This window comes from Variovorax sp. V93 (assembly GCF_041154485.1).
Lineage (GTDB): Bacteria > Pseudomonadota > Gammaproteobacteria > Burkholderiales > Burkholderiaceae_C > Variovorax > Variovorax beijingensis_A.
Genome location: NZ_AP028669.1, coordinates 5016087 through 5032036 on the forward strand (window position 1 = coordinate 5016087; position 15950 = coordinate 5032036).

21 protein-coding genes are annotated in these 15950 nt (G+C 64.0%); 1 reads left to right on the forward strand and 20 read right to left on the reverse strand.

Translation table 11 applies throughout. The features are described from left to right. Positions 1-207: 207 nt before the first annotated feature. Positions 208-795: a GNAT family N-acetyltransferase gene (locus tag ACAM54_RS23800; RefSeq protein ID WP_369649140.1), complete on the forward strand. Its 588-nt coding sequence runs from the start codon at positions 208-210 to the stop codon at positions 793-795. 12 nt (positions 796-807) lie between these two features. Here the strand turns inward: ACAM54_RS23800 and ACAM54_RS23805 are convergent, their stop codons facing one another. From ACAM54_RS23805 to ACAM54_RS23900, 20 genes are all read right to left on the reverse strand, one after another. Next, the gene (locus ACAM54_RS23805) at positions 808-1314 is read right to left on the reverse strand and encodes a peroxiredoxin (protein ID WP_369649141.1); all 507 of its coding nucleotides are present in this window, start codon (positions 1312-1314) and stop codon (positions 808-810) included. Between the two features lie 96 nt (positions 1315-1410). Beyond that, positions 1411-1680, reverse strand: a complete 270-nt coding sequence (gene rpsQ / locus ACAM54_RS23810; RefSeq protein ID WP_015867662.1) for a 30S ribosomal protein S17 — start codon at positions 1678-1680, stop codon at positions 1411-1413. A gap of 9 nt (positions 1681-1689) precedes the next feature. Next, positions 1690-1899 carry a 50S ribosomal protein L29 gene (gene rpmC, locus ACAM54_RS23815; protein WP_026284221.1) on the reverse strand — a complete coding sequence of 70 codons (210 nt, stop codon included), beginning with the start codon at positions 1897-1899 and terminating at the stop codon, positions 1690-1692. Between the two features lie 55 nt (positions 1900-1954). After that, positions 1955-2371, reverse strand: a complete 417-nt coding sequence (gene rplP / locus ACAM54_RS23820; RefSeq protein WP_015867664.1) for a 50S ribosomal protein L16 — start codon at positions 2369-2371, stop codon at positions 1955-1957. 28 nt (positions 2372-2399) lie between these two features. Next, positions 2400-3326: a 30S ribosomal protein S3 gene (gene rpsC / locus ACAM54_RS23825; RefSeq protein ID WP_015867665.1), complete on the reverse strand. Its 927-nt coding sequence runs from the start codon at positions 3324-3326 to the stop codon at positions 2400-2402. Positions 3327-3343: 17 nt separating this feature from the next. After that, a complete protein-coding gene (gene rplV, locus ACAM54_RS23830; protein ID WP_007838134.1) occupies positions 3344-3676 on the reverse strand; it encodes a 50S ribosomal protein L22 in 333 nt (110 codons plus the stop codon). 9 nt (positions 3677-3685) lie between these two features. Beyond that, complete coding sequence (gene rpsS, locus ACAM54_RS23835; RefSeq protein WP_007838132.1) at positions 3686-3964, reverse strand: 30S ribosomal protein S19; 279 nt, start codon at positions 3962-3964, stop codon at positions 3686-3688. A 10-nt stretch (positions 3965-3974) separates the two neighbouring features. Further along, positions 3975-4799, reverse strand: coding sequence for a 50S ribosomal protein L2 (gene rplB, locus ACAM54_RS23840; RefSeq protein ID WP_015867666.1), 825 nt, complete (start codon positions 4797-4799; stop codon positions 3975-3977). A 2-nt stretch (positions 4800-4801) separates the two neighbouring features. Continuing rightward, positions 4802-5137 carry a 50S ribosomal protein L23 gene (rplW, locus tag ACAM54_RS23845; RefSeq protein ID WP_007838129.1) on the reverse strand — a complete coding sequence of 112 codons (336 nt, stop codon included), beginning with the start codon at positions 5135-5137 and terminating at the stop codon, positions 4802-4804. Beyond that, positions 5134-5754, reverse strand: coding sequence for a 50S ribosomal protein L4 (gene rplD, locus ACAM54_RS23850; protein ID WP_013543942.1), 621 nt, complete (start codon positions 5752-5754; stop codon positions 5134-5136). The genes rplW and rplD overlap by 4 nt, the downstream gene beginning before the upstream one ends. Further along, positions 5754-6434, reverse strand: a complete 681-nt coding sequence (rplC, locus tag ACAM54_RS23855; protein ID WP_145739596.1) for a 50S ribosomal protein L3 — start codon at positions 6432-6434, stop codon at positions 5754-5756. Before rplC ends, rplD begins: the two co-directional genes overlap by 1 nt. 235 nt (positions 6435-6669) lie before the next feature. Further along, entirely contained in the window at positions 6670-7206 is a 537-nt protein-coding gene (locus tag ACAM54_RS23860) for a hypothetical protein (RefSeq protein WP_369649142.1), read from the reverse strand. A 14-nt stretch (positions 7207-7220) separates the two neighbouring features. Beyond that, a complete protein-coding gene (locus ACAM54_RS23865; RefSeq protein ID WP_369649143.1) occupies positions 7221-8822 on the reverse strand; it encodes a hypothetical protein in 1602 nt (533 codons plus the stop codon). Between the two features lie 147 nt (positions 8823-8969). Further along, on the reverse strand, positions 8970-9284 hold the full coding sequence (gene rpsJ / locus ACAM54_RS23870) for a 30S ribosomal protein S10 (RefSeq protein WP_007838118.1): 315 nt from the start codon (positions 9282-9284) through the stop codon (positions 8970-8972). A gap of 21 nt (positions 9285-9305) precedes the next feature. Next, on the reverse strand, positions 9306-10499 hold the full coding sequence (gene tuf / locus ACAM54_RS23875; protein ID WP_369649144.1) for an elongation factor Tu: 1194 nt from the start codon (positions 10497-10499) through the stop codon (positions 9306-9308). A gap of 140 nt (positions 10500-10639) precedes the next feature. Continuing rightward, positions 10640-12739, reverse strand: a complete 2100-nt coding sequence (gene fusA, locus ACAM54_RS23880) for an elongation factor G (protein WP_369649145.1) — start codon at positions 12737-12739, stop codon at positions 10640-10642. Between the two features lie 96 nt (positions 12740-12835). Continuing rightward, a complete protein-coding gene (rpsG, locus tag ACAM54_RS23885) occupies positions 12836-13309 on the reverse strand; it encodes a 30S ribosomal protein S7 (protein ID WP_013543947.1) in 474 nt (157 codons plus the stop codon). A gap of 150 nt (positions 13310-13459) precedes the next feature. Next, positions 13460-13837, reverse strand: a complete 378-nt coding sequence (gene rpsL, locus ACAM54_RS23890) for a 30S ribosomal protein S12 (protein WP_013543948.1) — start codon at positions 13835-13837, stop codon at positions 13460-13462. Positions 13838-14028: 191 nt separating this feature from the next. Continuing rightward, complete coding sequence (locus ACAM54_RS23895) at positions 14029-15198, reverse strand: D-alanyl-D-alanine carboxypeptidase family protein (protein WP_145739587.1); 1170 nt, start codon at positions 15196-15198, stop codon at positions 14029-14031. 55 nt (positions 15199-15253) lie between these two features. Further along, positions 15254-15886 (reverse strand): alpha/beta hydrolase, encoded by a 633-nt coding sequence (locus tag ACAM54_RS23900; protein ID WP_369649146.1) that lies wholly within the window; start codon positions 15884-15886, stop codon positions 15254-15256. Between the last annotated feature and the right edge of the window lie 64 nt (positions 15887-15950).

The window sequence follows — 15950 nt, forward strand, 5'->3', positions numbered from 1 at the left end:
GCCCGGGATGCAGGGGCGGCTTGCCGAACGCATAGCAACAACCCGAAGCATGCTTCGGCCCGGACTTTGCTAATCTGCACCTTCCGCAGTTCTTGCGCACCTTGCCTCTTCGATGACCGACTCTCCCGTGGCCGCCTCGCGCGAGCCCGCACCGATCCTGTTCGCCGCATGCGCAGGCATGGCCGACTGGATTTCATCGCTGCGCGTATGAGCTTTTCGGTTTCACGCCCGCTGCCGCTGGCCGACACGCCAGCCGTCGTGCTCCTGACGCCGGAGGAGCCTCGCGAACTCGATGCGGCACGCGCGATCTTCCGCGACTACGCCGCCTCGCTGGGCATCGACCTGTGCTTCCAGAACTTCGAGGAAGAGGTCGCCACGCTGCCAGGCGACTACGCCGAACCGCGCGGCGCCCTGCTGCTCGCGCTGGTCGATGCCGCCCACATCAAGGAGGAAGCCGGCCAACGCGCGCCGACCCTCCTGCGCGCCAACGGCACGCTGGCGCACGTGGCCGGCTGCTGCGCGCTGCGCCCGCTCGACAACACCGACTACGCCAATGCCGCGGAGATGAAGCGGCTGTTCGTGCGGCCCGGCTTTCGGGGGCTGGGGGTCGGGCGGCAGCTCGCCGAAGCCATCCTCGACGCCGCGCGCGGCGCGGGCTATGCCTGCGTGCTGCTCGACACGCTGGACGAGATGGAGTCCGCCCGCGCGCTCTACGAAGACCTGGGTTTCGAGGAAGTGCCGCCCTACTATCACAACCCGATCGCGGGCGCGCACTACCTCAAGGTGGATCTTTAGTCAGCTCGGCCGTCAGCCGCGGGCCTGGGCCAGCAGCGTCTCGGCATTGCTGACCTCGAACTTGCCCGGCGCCTCGACGTTCAGCGTGGCCACCTTGCCGTCCTTCACGAGCATCGAATAGCGGTTGCTGCGCAGGCCCATGCCGCGGCCGGTCAGGTCGAGCGTGAGGCCGGTGGCCTTGGCGAAATCGGCGCTGCCGTCGGCCAGCATGCGCACCTTGGTGCCGGTCTTCTGGTCGCGCGCCCAGGCGCCCATCACGAAGGCGTCGTTCACGCTCACGCACCAGATCTCGTCCACGCCAGCGGCCTTGAAGTCGTCGTAGTGCTGCACATAGCCGGGCACATGCTTGGCCGAGCAGGTGGGCGTGAAGGCGCCCGGCAGCGCGAACAGCGCAATGGTCTTGCCGGCCGTGGCCTTGCCCACGTTCACCGGGTTCGGTCCGATGCTGCAGCCTTCGCCTTCGACCTCGGAATATTCCTGCAGGGTGGCCGAAGGAAGGGTGTCGCCGACTTTGATCATCTGAGTGCTCCTGAAAAAGAAAAACGGCCCACATTGTGGGCCGTTTCCGGATGGGTTGCCTTCGAGAGGCTTCCCGAGAGGTCGATCAGCCGGTGATCAGACCAGCACGGCCTTCTCGACCAGGCGGGTCACGACCCAGTTCTTGGTCTTCGAGATCGGACGGCTTTCCGTGATCTCGATGGTGTCGCCCAGCTTGTACTCGCCCTTTTCGTCATGAGCGTGGTACTTGCTCGTCTTGGCCACGATCTTGCCGTAGAGCTCGTGCTTCACACGGCGCTCGACCAGCACGGTCACGGTCTTGGCACGCTTGTCGCTGACCACCTTGCCGATCAAGGTGCGCTTGAGGGATTTTTTAGCTTCCGTCATGTTCACTCCTTACTTGGCGGCTTGGGTTTCTTGCTGCTTCTGAGCAAGAATGGTCTTGGCGCGCGCGATGTCGCGGCGCGTCACGCGCAGCGTCGAGGTGTTCGACAGCTGTTGCGTGGCTTTCTGCATGCGCAGGCCGAAATGGGCCTTCTGCAGGTCCTTGATCTCGGCTTGCAGGCCTGCGACGTCCTTCGTGCGCAGGGTTGCAGCCTTGGTCACCTTGGCCGGAGCCGCGGTTTCTTTTTTCTTACGTGTTGCCATGGATGTTCTCCTCTCAGGCGCCGAGCTGGCGAGCGACGAAGGTCGTACGCAGCGGAAGCTTGGCGGCGGCCAGGCGGAACGCTTCGCGGGCGAGTTCTTCGGGCACGCCGACGATCTCGAACACGATCTTGCCAGGCTGGATTTCAGCGACGTAGTACTCGGGGTTGCCCTTACCGTTACCCATCCGCACTTCGGCGGGCTTGGTAGAGATCGGCTTGTCCGGGAACACGCGGATCCAGATACGGCCACCACGCTTCACGTGACGCGAAATCGCGCGGCGAGCGGCTTCGATCTGGCGCGCCGTGAGGCGGCCGCGGTCGGTGCATTTGAGACCGAAGTCACCGAAGGCAACCGAGTTGCCCCGGGTTGCGACGCCGGTGTTGCGGCCCTTTTGTTCCTTGCGGAACTTTCTGCGTGCAGGTTGCAGCATTTTTAATACTCCGTAGTTCTAAGACCGATCACTCGGTCTTGGCACCGTCAGCTGCTGCAGCTGGCGCGGCTTTGCGGACGCGCTTAACGGCGGGTTTCGAGTCTGCACCCGGAGCAGCGGGGGCTGCGCCAGTGGCTTCTGCGGGCTTGTCGCTGCCGTCGGCCGGGGCGGTGTTGCCACCGATCGGGCCACGGGCACCGGCGCGCGGGCCGGGACCACGGCGGTCCGAACCCGGACGGTCGCCACCCGGGCGGCCATCGCGGCGCGGACCACGCGGACGACGCTCGTCGTCCGGACGCGGCGTCTCGACGGCCGGCAGGTCGTTGCGGCCCAGCGTGTCGCCCTTGTAGACCCAGACCTTGACGCCAATGACGCCGTAGGTGGTCTTGGCTTCCGAGGTGCCGTAGTCGATGTCGGCGCGCAGCGTGTGGAGGGGCACGCGGCCTTCGCGATACCACTCGGTACGGGCAATTTCGATGCCGTTCAGGCGGCCAGCCGACATGATCTTGATGCCCTGGGCACCCAGACGCATGGCGTTCTGCATGGCGCGCTTCATGGCGCGGCGGAACATGATCCGCTTTTCGAGCTGCTGCGTGATGCTGTCGGCGATCAGCTGGGCATCGATTTCGGGCTTGCGCACTTCTTCGATGTTCACTGCCACCGGCACGCCGAGCTGCTTGCCCAGTTCGCGCTTGAGGTTCTCGATGTCTTCGCCCTTCTTGCCGATCACGACGCCCGGACGAGCCGAGTAGATCGTGATGCGCGCGTTCTTGGCGGGACGCTCGATCATGACGCGCGACACCGAAGCGTTCTTCAGCTTCTTCTTGAGGTATTCGCGGACCTTGATGTCTTCGGCCAGCATGCCCGCGAAATCGCGGTCGCTTGCGTACCAGCGGCTGGACCAGTTACGGGTAACCGCAAGGCGGAAGCCGGTCGGATGGATTTTCTGTCCCATATTTCTTCCAGGCGTTCTTAGTTGCCAACCGTCACGTACACATGGCACGTGGGCTTGCTGATGCGGTTACCGCGACCCTTGGCTCGCGCGGTGAAGCGCTTGAGCGTTGCGCCCTGTTCGACGTAGATGGTCTTGACCTTCAGTTCGTCGATATCGGCGCCATCGTTGTGCTCGGCGTTGGCAATTGCCGACTCGAGCACCTTCTTGATGATCACAGCGGCCTTCTTCTGCGTGAATTGCAGAACGTTGAGCGCTTGATCAACCTTCTTGCCGCGGATCAGGTCAGCGACCAGACGGCCCTTGTCGACCGAGAGGCGGACACCGCGGAGGACTGCACGTGTTTCAGACATGGTCGTTCCTTACTTCTTCTGGACTTTCTTGTCCGCGGGGTGCCCCTTGAACGTGCGCGTGAGCGCAAATTCGCCGAGCTTGTGGCCGACCATCTGGTCGGTGATGTAGACAGGCACGTGCTGCTTGCCGTTGTGCACGGCAATGGTCAGGCCGATGAACTCGGGCAGAACCATCGAGCGGCGCGACCAGGTCTTGATCGGCTTCTTGTCCTTCGTCGTCACGGCCTTGTCGGCCTTGGCCACGAGGTGATGGTCAACAAACGGACCCTTTTTGAGAGAGCGAGTCATTTGCTATCCCTTACTTCTTGCGGCGCGACACGATGAAGACCTGCGTGCGCTTGTTGTTACGGGTACGGTAGCCCTTGGTCAGGTTGCCCCACGGGTCGACAGGATGGCGGCCTTCGCCGGTCTTGCCTTCGCCACCACCGTGCGGGTGGTCGACCGGGTTCATCACCACGCCGCGAACGGTCGGGCGAATACCCATGTGGCGCTTTACACCGGCCTTGCCGAGTTGGCGCAGGCTGTGCTCTTCGTTAGCGACTTCACCGATGGTGGCGCGGCATTCGATGTGGATGCGGCGCACCTCACCCGAACGCATGCGGACCTGGGCGTAGACGCCTTCGCGAGCCAGCAGCGTGGCCGACGTGCCGGCCGAACGCGCGATCTGCGCGCCCTTGCCGGGCTGCAGTTCGATGCAGTGGATCGTCGAGCCGACCGGAATGTTGCGGATCGGCAGCGTGTTGCCGGCGCGGATCGGGGCTTCCGAACCGCTCAGCAGCGTTGCACCAGCCTCAAGACCGCGCGGGGCGATGATGTAGCGGCGCTCGCCGTCGGCGTAGCAGACCAGGGCGATGTGGGCGGTACGGTTCGGGTCGTACTCGATGCGTTCGACCTTGGCCGGGATGCCGTCCTTGTTGCGCACGAAGTCGACAACGCGGTAGTGGTGCTTGGCACCGCCGCCACGATGACGGATCGTGATGTGGCCGTTGTTGTTGCGGCCGGCCTTCTGGAACTGGGGTTCCAGCAGAGGCGCGTGAGGAGCACCCTTGAACAGGTGGTCCCGCGAGATCTTCACCGCGCCACGTTGGCCCGGCGAAGTGGGTTTCATCTTGATGACGGCCATGATTAAGCGCCTTCCCCGACGAGGTTGAGCTCTTGACCGGGCTTCAGCGTCACATAGGCCTTGCGAACGTTGTCGCGGCGGCCGATGGACTTGCCAAAGCGCTTGGTCTTGCCCTTGGTGTTGAGCACCGACACGCCCTGGACTTCGACCTTGAACATCAGTTCGACAGCGGCCTTGATCTCGGGCTTGGTGGCGTCTTGCAGCACCTTGAAAGTGACAGCGTTCGACTTCTCGCCGACCATCGTGGCCTTTTCGGACACGATCGGGGCGACCAGCACCGCCATCAGGCGGCCTTCTTCGAACGTACGTTCAGCGGCGGTAGGGTTCACGCGGCTCATGCGAACATCTCCTTGAGCTTGTCGACGGCACCCTTGGTGACCAGCACCTTCTTGTAGTGGACCAGCGACACCGGATCGGCGTAGCGGGGTTCGACCACGAGAATGTTGACCAGATTGCGCGAGGCAAGGTACAGGTTTTCGTCGACTTCTTCGGCGATCACGAGCACGGACTCGAGATTCATCGCCTTGAAACGGGCTGCCAGCGGCTTCGTCTTGGGCGAATCCACGGTCAGCGAATCCACCACGGCCAGACGGCCTTCGCGAGCGAGCTGCGAGAAGATGGCGGCCATGCCGGCGCGGTACATCTTCTTGTTGATCTTCTGCGAGAAGTTTTCGTCAGGCATGTTCGGGAAGATCCGGCCACCCCCGCGCCACAGCGGCGAGGACGTCATACCGGCACGGGCGCGGCCCGTTCCCTTTTGCTTGAAAGGCTTCTTGGTCGAGTGCTTGACCTGCTCGCGGTCCTTCTGGGCGCGCGTGCCTTGGCGGGCGTTGGCCTGGAACGCAACGACGATCTGGTGGACCAGGTCTTCGTTGTAGTCACGGCCGAACACGGTCTCGGGGGCGTCGTACTTCGACGCGGCCTGGCCCTGTTCGTTCAGGAGTTCGAGTTGCATTACTTCGCTCCTTCAGCCGCTTGCGGCTTGGCCTTGATGGCGGGACGCACGGTGACGAAGCCACCCTTCGAACCCGGGATCGCGCCCTTGATGAGCAACAGTTGACGCGCTTCGTCGATGCGGAAGACATCGAGGTTCTGCGTGGTCTTGGTGACGTCGCCGAGGTGGCCCGTCATGCGCTTGCCGGGGAACACGCGACCGGGGTCTTGTGCCATGCCGATCGAGCCGGGAACGTTGTGCGAACGGCTGTTGCCGTGCGACGCGCGTTGCGAGCTCATGTTGTGGCGCTTGATGGTGCCGGCGTAGCCCTTGCCGATCGAAGTGCCTTGCACGTCGACCTTCTGGCCCACCGAGAACACGCTGCTCGCGGCGATCACGGCGCCCGGCTTGTGCTGGCCAGCGGTATCGGCGGTCACGCGGAATTCGCGGATGATTTCACCAGCTTCGACACCCGCCTTGGCGAGGTGGCCGGCTTGCGGCTTGGTCACGCGCGATGCCTTGCGCGAACCGAACGTCACTTGCAGTGCGACGTAGCCGTCGGTCTCTTGCGACTTGATCTGGGTCACACGGTTGTTGGACACATCCACCACCGTGACAGGAACTGCGTCCCCGTCATCGGTGAAGAGACGCATCATCCCCACCTTGCGGCCCAGCAACCCGAGGGAGTTGCTCAGACTCATTTGTTTTCTCCAAAAATGGAAGCTTCCTTCGCCGCTGCCACTTCAATTGGCGACAGCGTTTGCCGGGTTTCCCCGAACAGCGGAAGAAGGTTGATAAATCTCGGCTCTCACGGCGCCCAAATGGACGCACGAAGGGCAGAGCCAGCGATTATAGCCCGCGAGGCGGGCGCAGTGCAAGCTGCACTGCGAAGCGGCCCGAAGGGCGCCCCGCCCCCTGGTTTTACAGGCTTCCGGCCTATTTGACAGGCATCGTGATGATGCTGTCGCCACCTGGCGTGGTCTTCATTTCGCCGCTGGACTTCAGGGTTGGCGCCGCCGTGCCGGTCTGGATGGGGACCGAAACCACGCTCGAGGCGCCGCCCTGCTTGATGAACACATTGAGGTAGGCCAGCCCCTCGGTCTCGCTCACCACGAGGACGGTGGCCGTGGTCCGCTTGCCGGCCGGCAGCACGAGGGTGCTGCTTCCCTGAAGGGCCAGCCCCTTGTCGGCGCTCAGGCGGACCGTGGCACCCTCGGCCTCCGTCACGCCCTCGAATTGCAGCATCACAGGCGTGGCCTGGCCCAGTTTCGGTGCGCCATCGAGCCGATATTCGAGCTTGACGCCGGCGCCGCCGGGCTTTTGCGGCGCCGCGGTCATCGGGGCGGCATGGCGTGGCGACGCCGGATGCCCGGCGTTGCGCGACGCAGGCTCGCCGTCGGCCGCGGCCGGCGCCGACAGCGTTGCCAGTGCGAGGCACGCGAGGGCCATCATCGAATTCGATCGGATGTTCATGGCGGCCTTTCTTGCTACTGAATGGAGACGTTGAAGCATGCGTCGAGACTGCTGAGGTCCGTCACTGCCAGAACGTACTCGCCAGCCGACAGGCTGACCGTATTGCCGGTGCGGGCAATCAGGCCGCCCCTGAAGATGTCGAAATCGGGATTGGATCCCGACGGACCGCCATTCACGACGATCTGGTAGCTGCGGTTGGCAGGCGCAATGAAACGAACATAGGAGAAGTTGCCGAGCTTGTTGCCCGTGCCGGCGTCGTTGGAAACGCAGGCCTGGGTCACCCCGCCGCCCACGGTCGCCGCCTTGTACATCGGGATTGTGACCGGATACCCGCCGTCGTTCGTTTCGGCACCGCCGAACGGATCATTGTCCGTCGCGTTGATGCTCTGCCCGGCGAGCAAGGTGGCCAGGGCCTGGGCGCTGCCCGGGGCGGTCGCGTTGAAGGCCGCCGAGAAAGGATGGATCGAGGTGACCGCCGCGCCGCTCCTGAACTGGAAGCCGGTCAGCGTGTCGTGGATCGGCTTGAAGCCGACCTGCTGGTTGAGGTTCCAGAAAATCGACTGGATCGAGGTCTCGCGGTACCAGCCCGGCTGAGTTGCCGCACCGGCGGAAAGGTCGATATTGATGCGCTCCTCAGCGGACGCCTGTTGCGCGCCGCCCGAATCGACATAGTTCCGGCGCCCGAGCGCAATGCCCGACCAGGCATTGCCCCAGCCTTCCGAGAACGCGAGCCGGCGATCGGTACGCTGGCTCTGGCTGTGGTCCCCGCCCATCGAGTCGTCGCGGCTGAAGGCGGACTGGTAGTAGTGCCCCCATTCATGGGCGATCACTGAAGTGTCGTATTCATCGGTGTCGACGTCTTCCTTGCCCAACACGTAGATTTCTCGGCCGTTGCTGCCTCTGTCGACGAAGAAGGTGGTGCCGATCTGCCCCGCCGCCACACTGCCAGGGGAGGGCGCATTGTTGGGACTCCAGAACACGCGCAATGCCGGAAACGCCGTTGCAGGCGCAACCGACACCACTTTCTGCATCGCGGTGTAGACCGTATCGAGTACGGCGAACGGCGCCGCCACCCGGTCCCCGGTGTAGCTCGAGCCACCCCAGCCCGAAGGTGCGTGGAGGTCGCGCACCGAGGCGACCACGCCCGACGAGAAGGTGGGACTCTGCATGGTGTAGAGGCCGCCGGAGCGCGTGTTGTCGCGCACCGTCACATCCCAGCTTGCACCCGGGCCACTTCGAACCAGCTGGGCCTTGACCCGCACCGCGATCGCCGTGTTCGCGGGCACGGACACCGCATAGGCGCCGTTATCGTCGGTGGTGGCCGTGGCCAGTTGCGCGGACGTTGCCGCATTGAGCACTTCCACACTGGCCCCTCGCACGGGCCTGGGGGCCGAACTGGCATAGACCAGGGTGCCGTTCGGATTCGGCACGGATTCATAGGTGGCCGTACCGCTCAGGGTCACCGGACCCGCCACCGGCAGCGGGAAGCCGGCCAGGCCGCCGCCACCTCCCCCACCTCCGCCACCGCCACCGCCACCGCCACCGCCACCGCAGCCGGCCAGCAGCGCCGCAGCAACACATACCGCGATCCATGCAGAAGAGTTCTTGTAGCTCATAGCGTGTACCGCCCTCGTTTCAGTCCCGGCCCCTGCTTGCCCTGAAGAATACCGGTGCGCGAGGATGCCATAGTTGGGAGACAAATGAAAAAAGCCCGCTTGCATTTCTGCAAGCGGGCTTTTCAGGAAACGCAGCGCGAGGCCGGCTTACTGCAGCTTGATCTCGACGTCCACGCCGGCCGGCAGGTCGAGCTTCATCAGCGCGTCCACGGTCTTGTCGGTCGGGTCGACGATGTCCATCAGGCGCTGGTGCGTGCGGATCTCGAGCTGGTCGCGCGACGTCTTGTTGACGTGCGGCGAACGCAGGATGTCGAAACGCTTCATGCGGGTCGGCAGGGGCACGGGGCCCTTGACGATCGCGCCGGTGCGCTTGGCGGTATCAACGATTTCGGCTGCCGACTGGTCGATCAGCTTGTAGTCGAACGCCTTCAGGCGGATGCGGATTTTTTGCTTGGTGGCCATGGTGATTCCTTTGCGTGCGGCTTAGATGTCGAGGATCTTTGCCACGACGCCCGAACCCACGGTGCGGCCGCCTTCGCGGATGGCGAAGCGCAGGCCTTCTTCCATCGCGATCGGGTTGATCAGCTTCACGGTGATGCTGACGTTGTCGCCAGGCATGACCATTTCCTTGTCCTTGGGCAGCTCGATCGCGCCGGTCACGTCCGTCGTGCGGAAGTAGAACTGCGGACGGTAGTTGTTGAAGAACGGCGTGTGACGGCCACCTTCGTCCTTGGACAGCACATACACCTCGGCGGTGAAGTGCGTGTGCGGCTTGATCGAGCCGGGCTTGCACAGCACCTGGCCGCGCTCGACTTCTTCGCGCTTGGTGCCGCGCAGCAGCACGCCCACGTTGTCGCCCGCCTGGCCCTGGTCCAGCAGCTTGCGGAACATTTCCACGCCGGTGCAGGTGGTCTTGACGGTCGGGCGGATACCCACGATCTCGATTTCCTCGCCGACCTTGATCACGCCGCGCTCGACGGCGCCGGTCACCACGGTGCCGCGGCCGGAGATCGAGAACACGTCTTCCACAGGCATCAGGAAGGTGCCGTCCACGGCGCGCTCGGGCGTCGGGATGTAGGTGTCGAGGGCGTCGGCCAGCTTCATGATGGCTTCTTCACCGAGCTTGCCCTTGTCGCCTTCCAGGGCGAGCTTGGCCGAGCCGTGGATGATGGGGGTGTCGTCGCCCGGGAATTCGTACTTGTCGAGGAGTTCGCGCACTTCCATTTCGACGAGTTCGAGCAGCTCGGCGTCGTCCACCATGTCGCACTTGTTCAGGAACACGATGATGTAGCCCACGCCCACCTGGCGCGCCAGCAGGATGTGCTCACGGGTCTGGGGCATGGGGCCGTCGGCGGCCGAGCACACGAGGATGGCGCCGTCCATCTGGGCAGCGCCGGTGATCATGTTCTTGACGTAGTCGGCGTGGCCGGGGCAGTCGACGTGGGCGTAGTGGCGGTTGGCCGTCTCGTACTCGACGTGGGCGGTGTTGATGGTGATGCCGCGGGCCTTTTCTTCGGGCGCCGCGTCGATCTGGTCGTAGGCCTTGGCTTCGCCGCCGAACTTGGCCGACAGCACCGTGGCGATGGCCGCAGTCAGCGTGGTCTTGCCGTGGTCAACGTGACCGATCGTGCCCACGTTCACGTGCGGCTTGGTGCGGGTGAATTTACCTTTTGCCATTTTTCAATCCTTGAAAGAGCATTCCCGTGTATTGGTTTTATGTCTGCATCCGATTGCTGGGTCGCCTCGCACGGGAACGCGGCGGCACCGGATCGCAGACAACGAGGGCCGCGCACTGCGCGGCCCTGCATTCTTGAAACTTACTTTGCGCGAGCAGCCACGATGGCTTCGGCCACGTTACGGGGAGCTTCGGCGTAGTGCTTGAACTCCATCGTGTACGTGGCGCGGCCTTGCGACATCGAGCGCAGCGTGGTCGAGTAGCCGAACATTTCCGACAGCGGCACTTCGGCCTTGATGGCCTTGCCGCCACCGACCATGTCGTCCATGCCCTGCACCATGCCGCGGCGTGACGAGAGGTCGCCCATCACGTTGCCGGCGTAGTCTTCGGGGGTTTCGACTTCCACGGCCATCATCGGCTCGAGGATCACGGGGTTGGCCTTGCGGGCGCCTTCCTTGAAACCGAAGATCGCGGCCATCTTGAACGCCATTTCGTTCGAGTCCACATCGTGGTACGAACCGAAGTGCAGCGTGACCTTGACGTCGACGACGGGGTAGCCCGCCAGCACGCCTTGCGTCAGCGCTTCCACAACGCCCTTTTCCACCGCGGGGATGTATTCGCGGGGAACCACACCGCCCTTGATGGCGTCGACGAACTCGAAGCCCTTGCCGGCTTCCTGCGGTTCGATCTTGAGCACGACGTGGCCGTACTGGCCCTTGCCGCCCGACTGGCGAACGAACTTGCCTTCGGCTTCTTCGACGGTCTTGCGGATCGTTTCGCGGTAGGCCACCTGCGGCTTGCCGACGTTGGCTTCCACGCCGAACTCGCGCTTCATGCGGTCCACGATGATTTCGAGGTGCAGCTCGCCCATGCCCGAAATGATGGTCTGGCCCGATTCCTCGTCGGTCTTGACGCGGAACGAAGGGTCTTCCTGCGCGAGGCGCTGCAGGGCGATGCCCATCTTTTCCTGGTCGGCCTTGGTCTTGGGCTCGACGGCCTGCGAGATCACCGATTCAGGGAACACCATGCGCTCGAGCGTCACGACGGCATCCGGATCGCACAAGGTTTCGCCCGTGGTCACTTCCTTCAGGCCCACGCACGCAGCGATGTCGCCGGCACGGATTTCGCTGACTTCCTCGCGGTTGTTCGCGTGCATCTGCACGATCCGGCCGATGCGCTCCTTCTTGCCGCGCACCGGGTTGTAGACGCTGTCGCCCTTGGTCAGCACGCCCGAATAGACGCGCACGAAGGTCAGCTGGCCCACGAACGGGTCGGTCATCAGCTTGAACGCGAGCGCCGAGAACTTCTCTTCGTCGTCGGCCTTGCGCACCACCGGCGCTTCGCTTTCGTCGGTGCCGGAAACCGGCGGGATGTCGGTCGGTGCGGGCATGTATTCGATGACCGCGTCGAGCATGGCTTGCACGCCCTTGTTCTTGAAGGCCGAGCCGCACAGCATCGGCTGGATCTCGCCGGCGATGGTGCGCTGGCGAATGGCCTTCTTGATTTCTTCCTCGGAGAGCTTCTCGCCTTCGAGGTACTTGTTCATGAGCTCTTCGCTCGCTTCGGCGGCGGCTTCGACGAGCTTCTCGTGGTATTCGTTGCAGACGTCGACCAGGTCGGCCGGAATCTCGCCGTAGGTGAAGGTCACGCCCTTGTCCTCGTCCCAGATGATGGCCTTCATCTTCACGAGGTCGACGATGCCCTGGAACTTGTCCTCGGCGCCGATCGGGATCTGGATCACGACCGGGTTGGCCTTCAGGCGGTCGATCATCATCTGGCGAACGCGCAGGAAGTTGGCGCCGGTGCGGTCCATCTTGTTGACGAACGCAAGGCGCGGCACCTTGTACTTGTTGGCCTGGCGCCAGACGGTTTCCGACTGGGGCTGCACGCCGCCGACGGCGTCGTACACCATGACGGCGCCGTCCAGCACGCGCATCGAGCGCTCGACTTCAATCGTGAAGTCCACGTGGCCGGGGGTGTCGATGATGTTGATGCGGTGCTCGGGGAAATTCTGGGCCATGCCCTTCCAGAAGCAGGTGGTGGCAGCCGAGGTGATCGTGATGCCACGCTCCTGCTCCTGCTCCATCCAGTCCATCGTGGCGGCGCCATCGTGCACTTCCCCGATCTTGTGGTTCACACCGGTGTAGAACAGGATGCGCTCGGTCGTCGTGGTCTTGCCGGCGTCGATGTGCGCGGAGATGCCGATGTTGCGGTAGCGCTCGATGGGGGTCTTGCGGGACATGATTTACTTTCGGGTTAAATGCGTTGAGCGCTGGGCCTTGAGCACGGGCGACACCGCCCGAAACCCAACACCCAACGCCCAAGCGAAGTTTGATTCTTAGAAGCGGAAGTGGCTGAACGCCCGGTTGGCTTCTGCCATGCGGTGCACTTCGTCGCGCTTCTTCATGGCGCCGCCACGGCCTTCCGTGGCTTCCATGAGTTCGTTGGCCAGGCGCAGGGCCATCGACTTCTCGCCGCGCTTGCGGGCAGCTTCCTTGATCCAGCGCATCGAGAGCGCCAGGCGGCGCACGGGACGCACTTCGACCGGCACCTGGTAGTTGGCACCGCCGACGCGGCGCGACTTGACTTCGACCATCGGCTTCACGTTGTTGATGGCAACGGTGAAGGCCTCGAGCGGGTCCTTGTCGGGGTTCTTCTTTTCGATGAAGTCGAGCGCGCCATAAATGATGCGCTCGGCGATCGCCTTCTTGCCGCCTTCCATGATCACGTTCATGAACTTCGACAGCTCGACATTGCCGTACTTGGGATCCGGCAGGATTTCACGTTTGGGGACTTCGCGACGACGTGGCATTTTTCTAACCTCTTTGCTTCAGTTGGCATCGTTTCCGATACCGCGAGAGCCATTCCGGACTCTCACTTACTCGACCCGGGATTGGGTCACTTCGTTCGATGTGCCCGCCAAGGCAACCGAACACCGTTTGTTTTTTGGCAACAGGAAGGCTTAAGCCTTCTTGGGACGCTTCGCGCCGTACTTGGAGCGCGACTGCTTGCGGTCTTTCACGCCTTGCAGGTCGAGCGAGCCGCGCACGATGTGGTAGCGAACACCGGGCAAGTCCTTGACACGACCGCCGCGAACCAGCACGACGCTGTGTTCCTGCAGGTTGTGGCCTTCGCCGCCGATGTAGGAGATGACTTCGAAGCCGTTGGTCAGGCGGACCTTGGCAACTTTACGAAGCGCCGAGTTGGGCTTCTTGGGCGTCGTGGTGTAGACGCGGGTGCAGACACCGCGGCGTTGCGGCGAGTTCTGCATGGCAGGGCTCTTCGAATTGATCTTTTCGACCGTTCGACCCTGACGCACCAGTTGATTGATGGTTGGCATGAATGAATTAGTCCCAAAACAACCCGGCTTTTGGCTGTGAAGCCGCCCCTGCCTTGTCGTGACGCAAGAAAAGGAAACCGGGAATAACGAAAACGTGAAACCCTTCGGAAAATTCCGAAAAGCCCACGAGTATAGCAGGCGGGCTTGAAACGGCAAGGACAGCGTCGGCCGGCGTTGCCTGGCGCCCTTCCTTACTTGATCCAGAGCCGGACGGCATCCCAGGCGCGGCCGAGGATGCCCGCCTGCTCGACGCCTTCCAGCGCCACCAGCGGCACGTCCGCCAGCGGCTGGTCGTCCAGGGTCACCTTGAGCGAGCCCACCGGCTGGTACTTGGTGAACGGCGCCACCAGCGGATCGGGACGCGCCACCTGGGTCTTGATCTTGCTGGCGGTACCGGTCGGTACCGCGACCACGATGGCTTCCGGGCGGCCCAGCTTGAGCGTGTTGGCCTTGCCTTTCCAGACCGCCGGCGTGGCGGCCGGCTGGCCGGCGTCGAACAGGCGCACGGCGTCATAGGCGGTGTAGCCCCAGTTCAGGAGCTTTTGCGATTCGTTCGCGCGCACGGTCTCCCCCGAGGTGCCCAGCACGATCGACAGCAGCCGGCGCCCGCCGGTCAGGTTGGGGAAGTCGCGCTTGGCGGTGGCGATCATGCAGTAGCCGGCCGCTTCGGTGTGGCCGGTCTTCAGGCCGTCGACGGTCGGGTCGCGGAACAGCAGCAGGTTGCGGTTGGTGTCGTTGGTCGACGGTGTGCCGGGATAGCGGTATTTCTTGATCGCGTAGTACTTGGCTTCCTCGGGGAAGTCGCGCACCAGGCGCGTCGCGAGAATGCTCAGGTCGCGCGCCGTGGTGGTGTGGCCGGGCGCGGTGAGGCCTTCGGGGTTCTTGTAGGTGGTGTTCTTCATGCCCAGCGCCTTGGCCTGGGCGTTCATGAGCTCGACGAAATGCTCCACGGTGCCGCCCACGCCTTCGGCCAGCGCCACGGTGGCGTCGTTGCCCGACTGCACGATCAGTCCCTTGATCAGGTCTTCGACCGGCACCTGCATCTTGGGATCGATGAACATGCGCGAGCCGGGCATCTTCCAGGCGCGCTGGCTGACCGGCATGGTCTGGGTCAGCGTGATCTTCTTGGCGCGCAGCGCGTCGAACACGATGTAGGCCGACATCAGCTTGGTGAGCGACGCCGGTTCGACCGGGCTGTCGATGTCCTTCTGCGCAAGGATCTGGTTGGCCGTGACGTCGAGCAGCAGGTAGCTGCGCGCGGCGATCTCGGGCGGCGCCGGCACCTGGGCAGCGGCGATCATGCAAGCCGATGCGGCGGCGGCCAGCACCAGCGCGCGAAACGCGTCAAAAAAACGATTCATGGGAGCAATAGGAGAGAAGCGGGGAGGAGACGAAAACACAAGCCCGTGAGGCTTTTCATGGGGCGCCCGCGCGCAGATGGCGGACAACCAGGCTTTTGAGGAGGGGCAATTGTCCGTGAAAGAAATGGCCGCCCCCCGGAATAACCGTGACAGGCAGTGACTGCGGCCGCGCCCAGTCCATGACCGCCGCCAGCGGCACCGTGTCGTCGGCCTCGCCGTGGACCACCAGCGTGCGCTCGTGCGCCTCGGCCGGCAGCGTGGCGACGGAAAAGCGCGAAGCCGCCGTTCCAACGAGCACGAGCTGCCGCAGGTCGCGGCCGGCCCAGAGCTTTTCGGCCGCGCAGCTTGCCACGAAGGCGCCGAACGAGAAGCCGGCAATCGCCAGCGGGCCTTGGGGCGCGAGCTGGGAGACGACGTCCAGCATGTCTTCGCACTCGCCGCGCCCCTCGTCGTGCACGCCTTCGCTCGCACCCACGCCGCGGAAGTTGAAACGCACCGCGGTCCAGCCGCAGGAGACGAATGCGCGCGCCAGGGTCTGCACCACCTTGTTGTCCATGGTGCCGCCGAACAGCGGATGCGGATGGGCGATCACGGCGATGCCGCGCGCAGCCTCGGCCGGCTGGTCGCGCTGCACCTCGATGACGCCGGCGGCGCCCTGGAGGCGGATCTTCTCGGTCTGGGAATTCATGGTGCGAGGAATGGAAGCACCCGGCCGCGAGGGTCCGGGCGCAGGGTACGAGCGCCGGACTTCG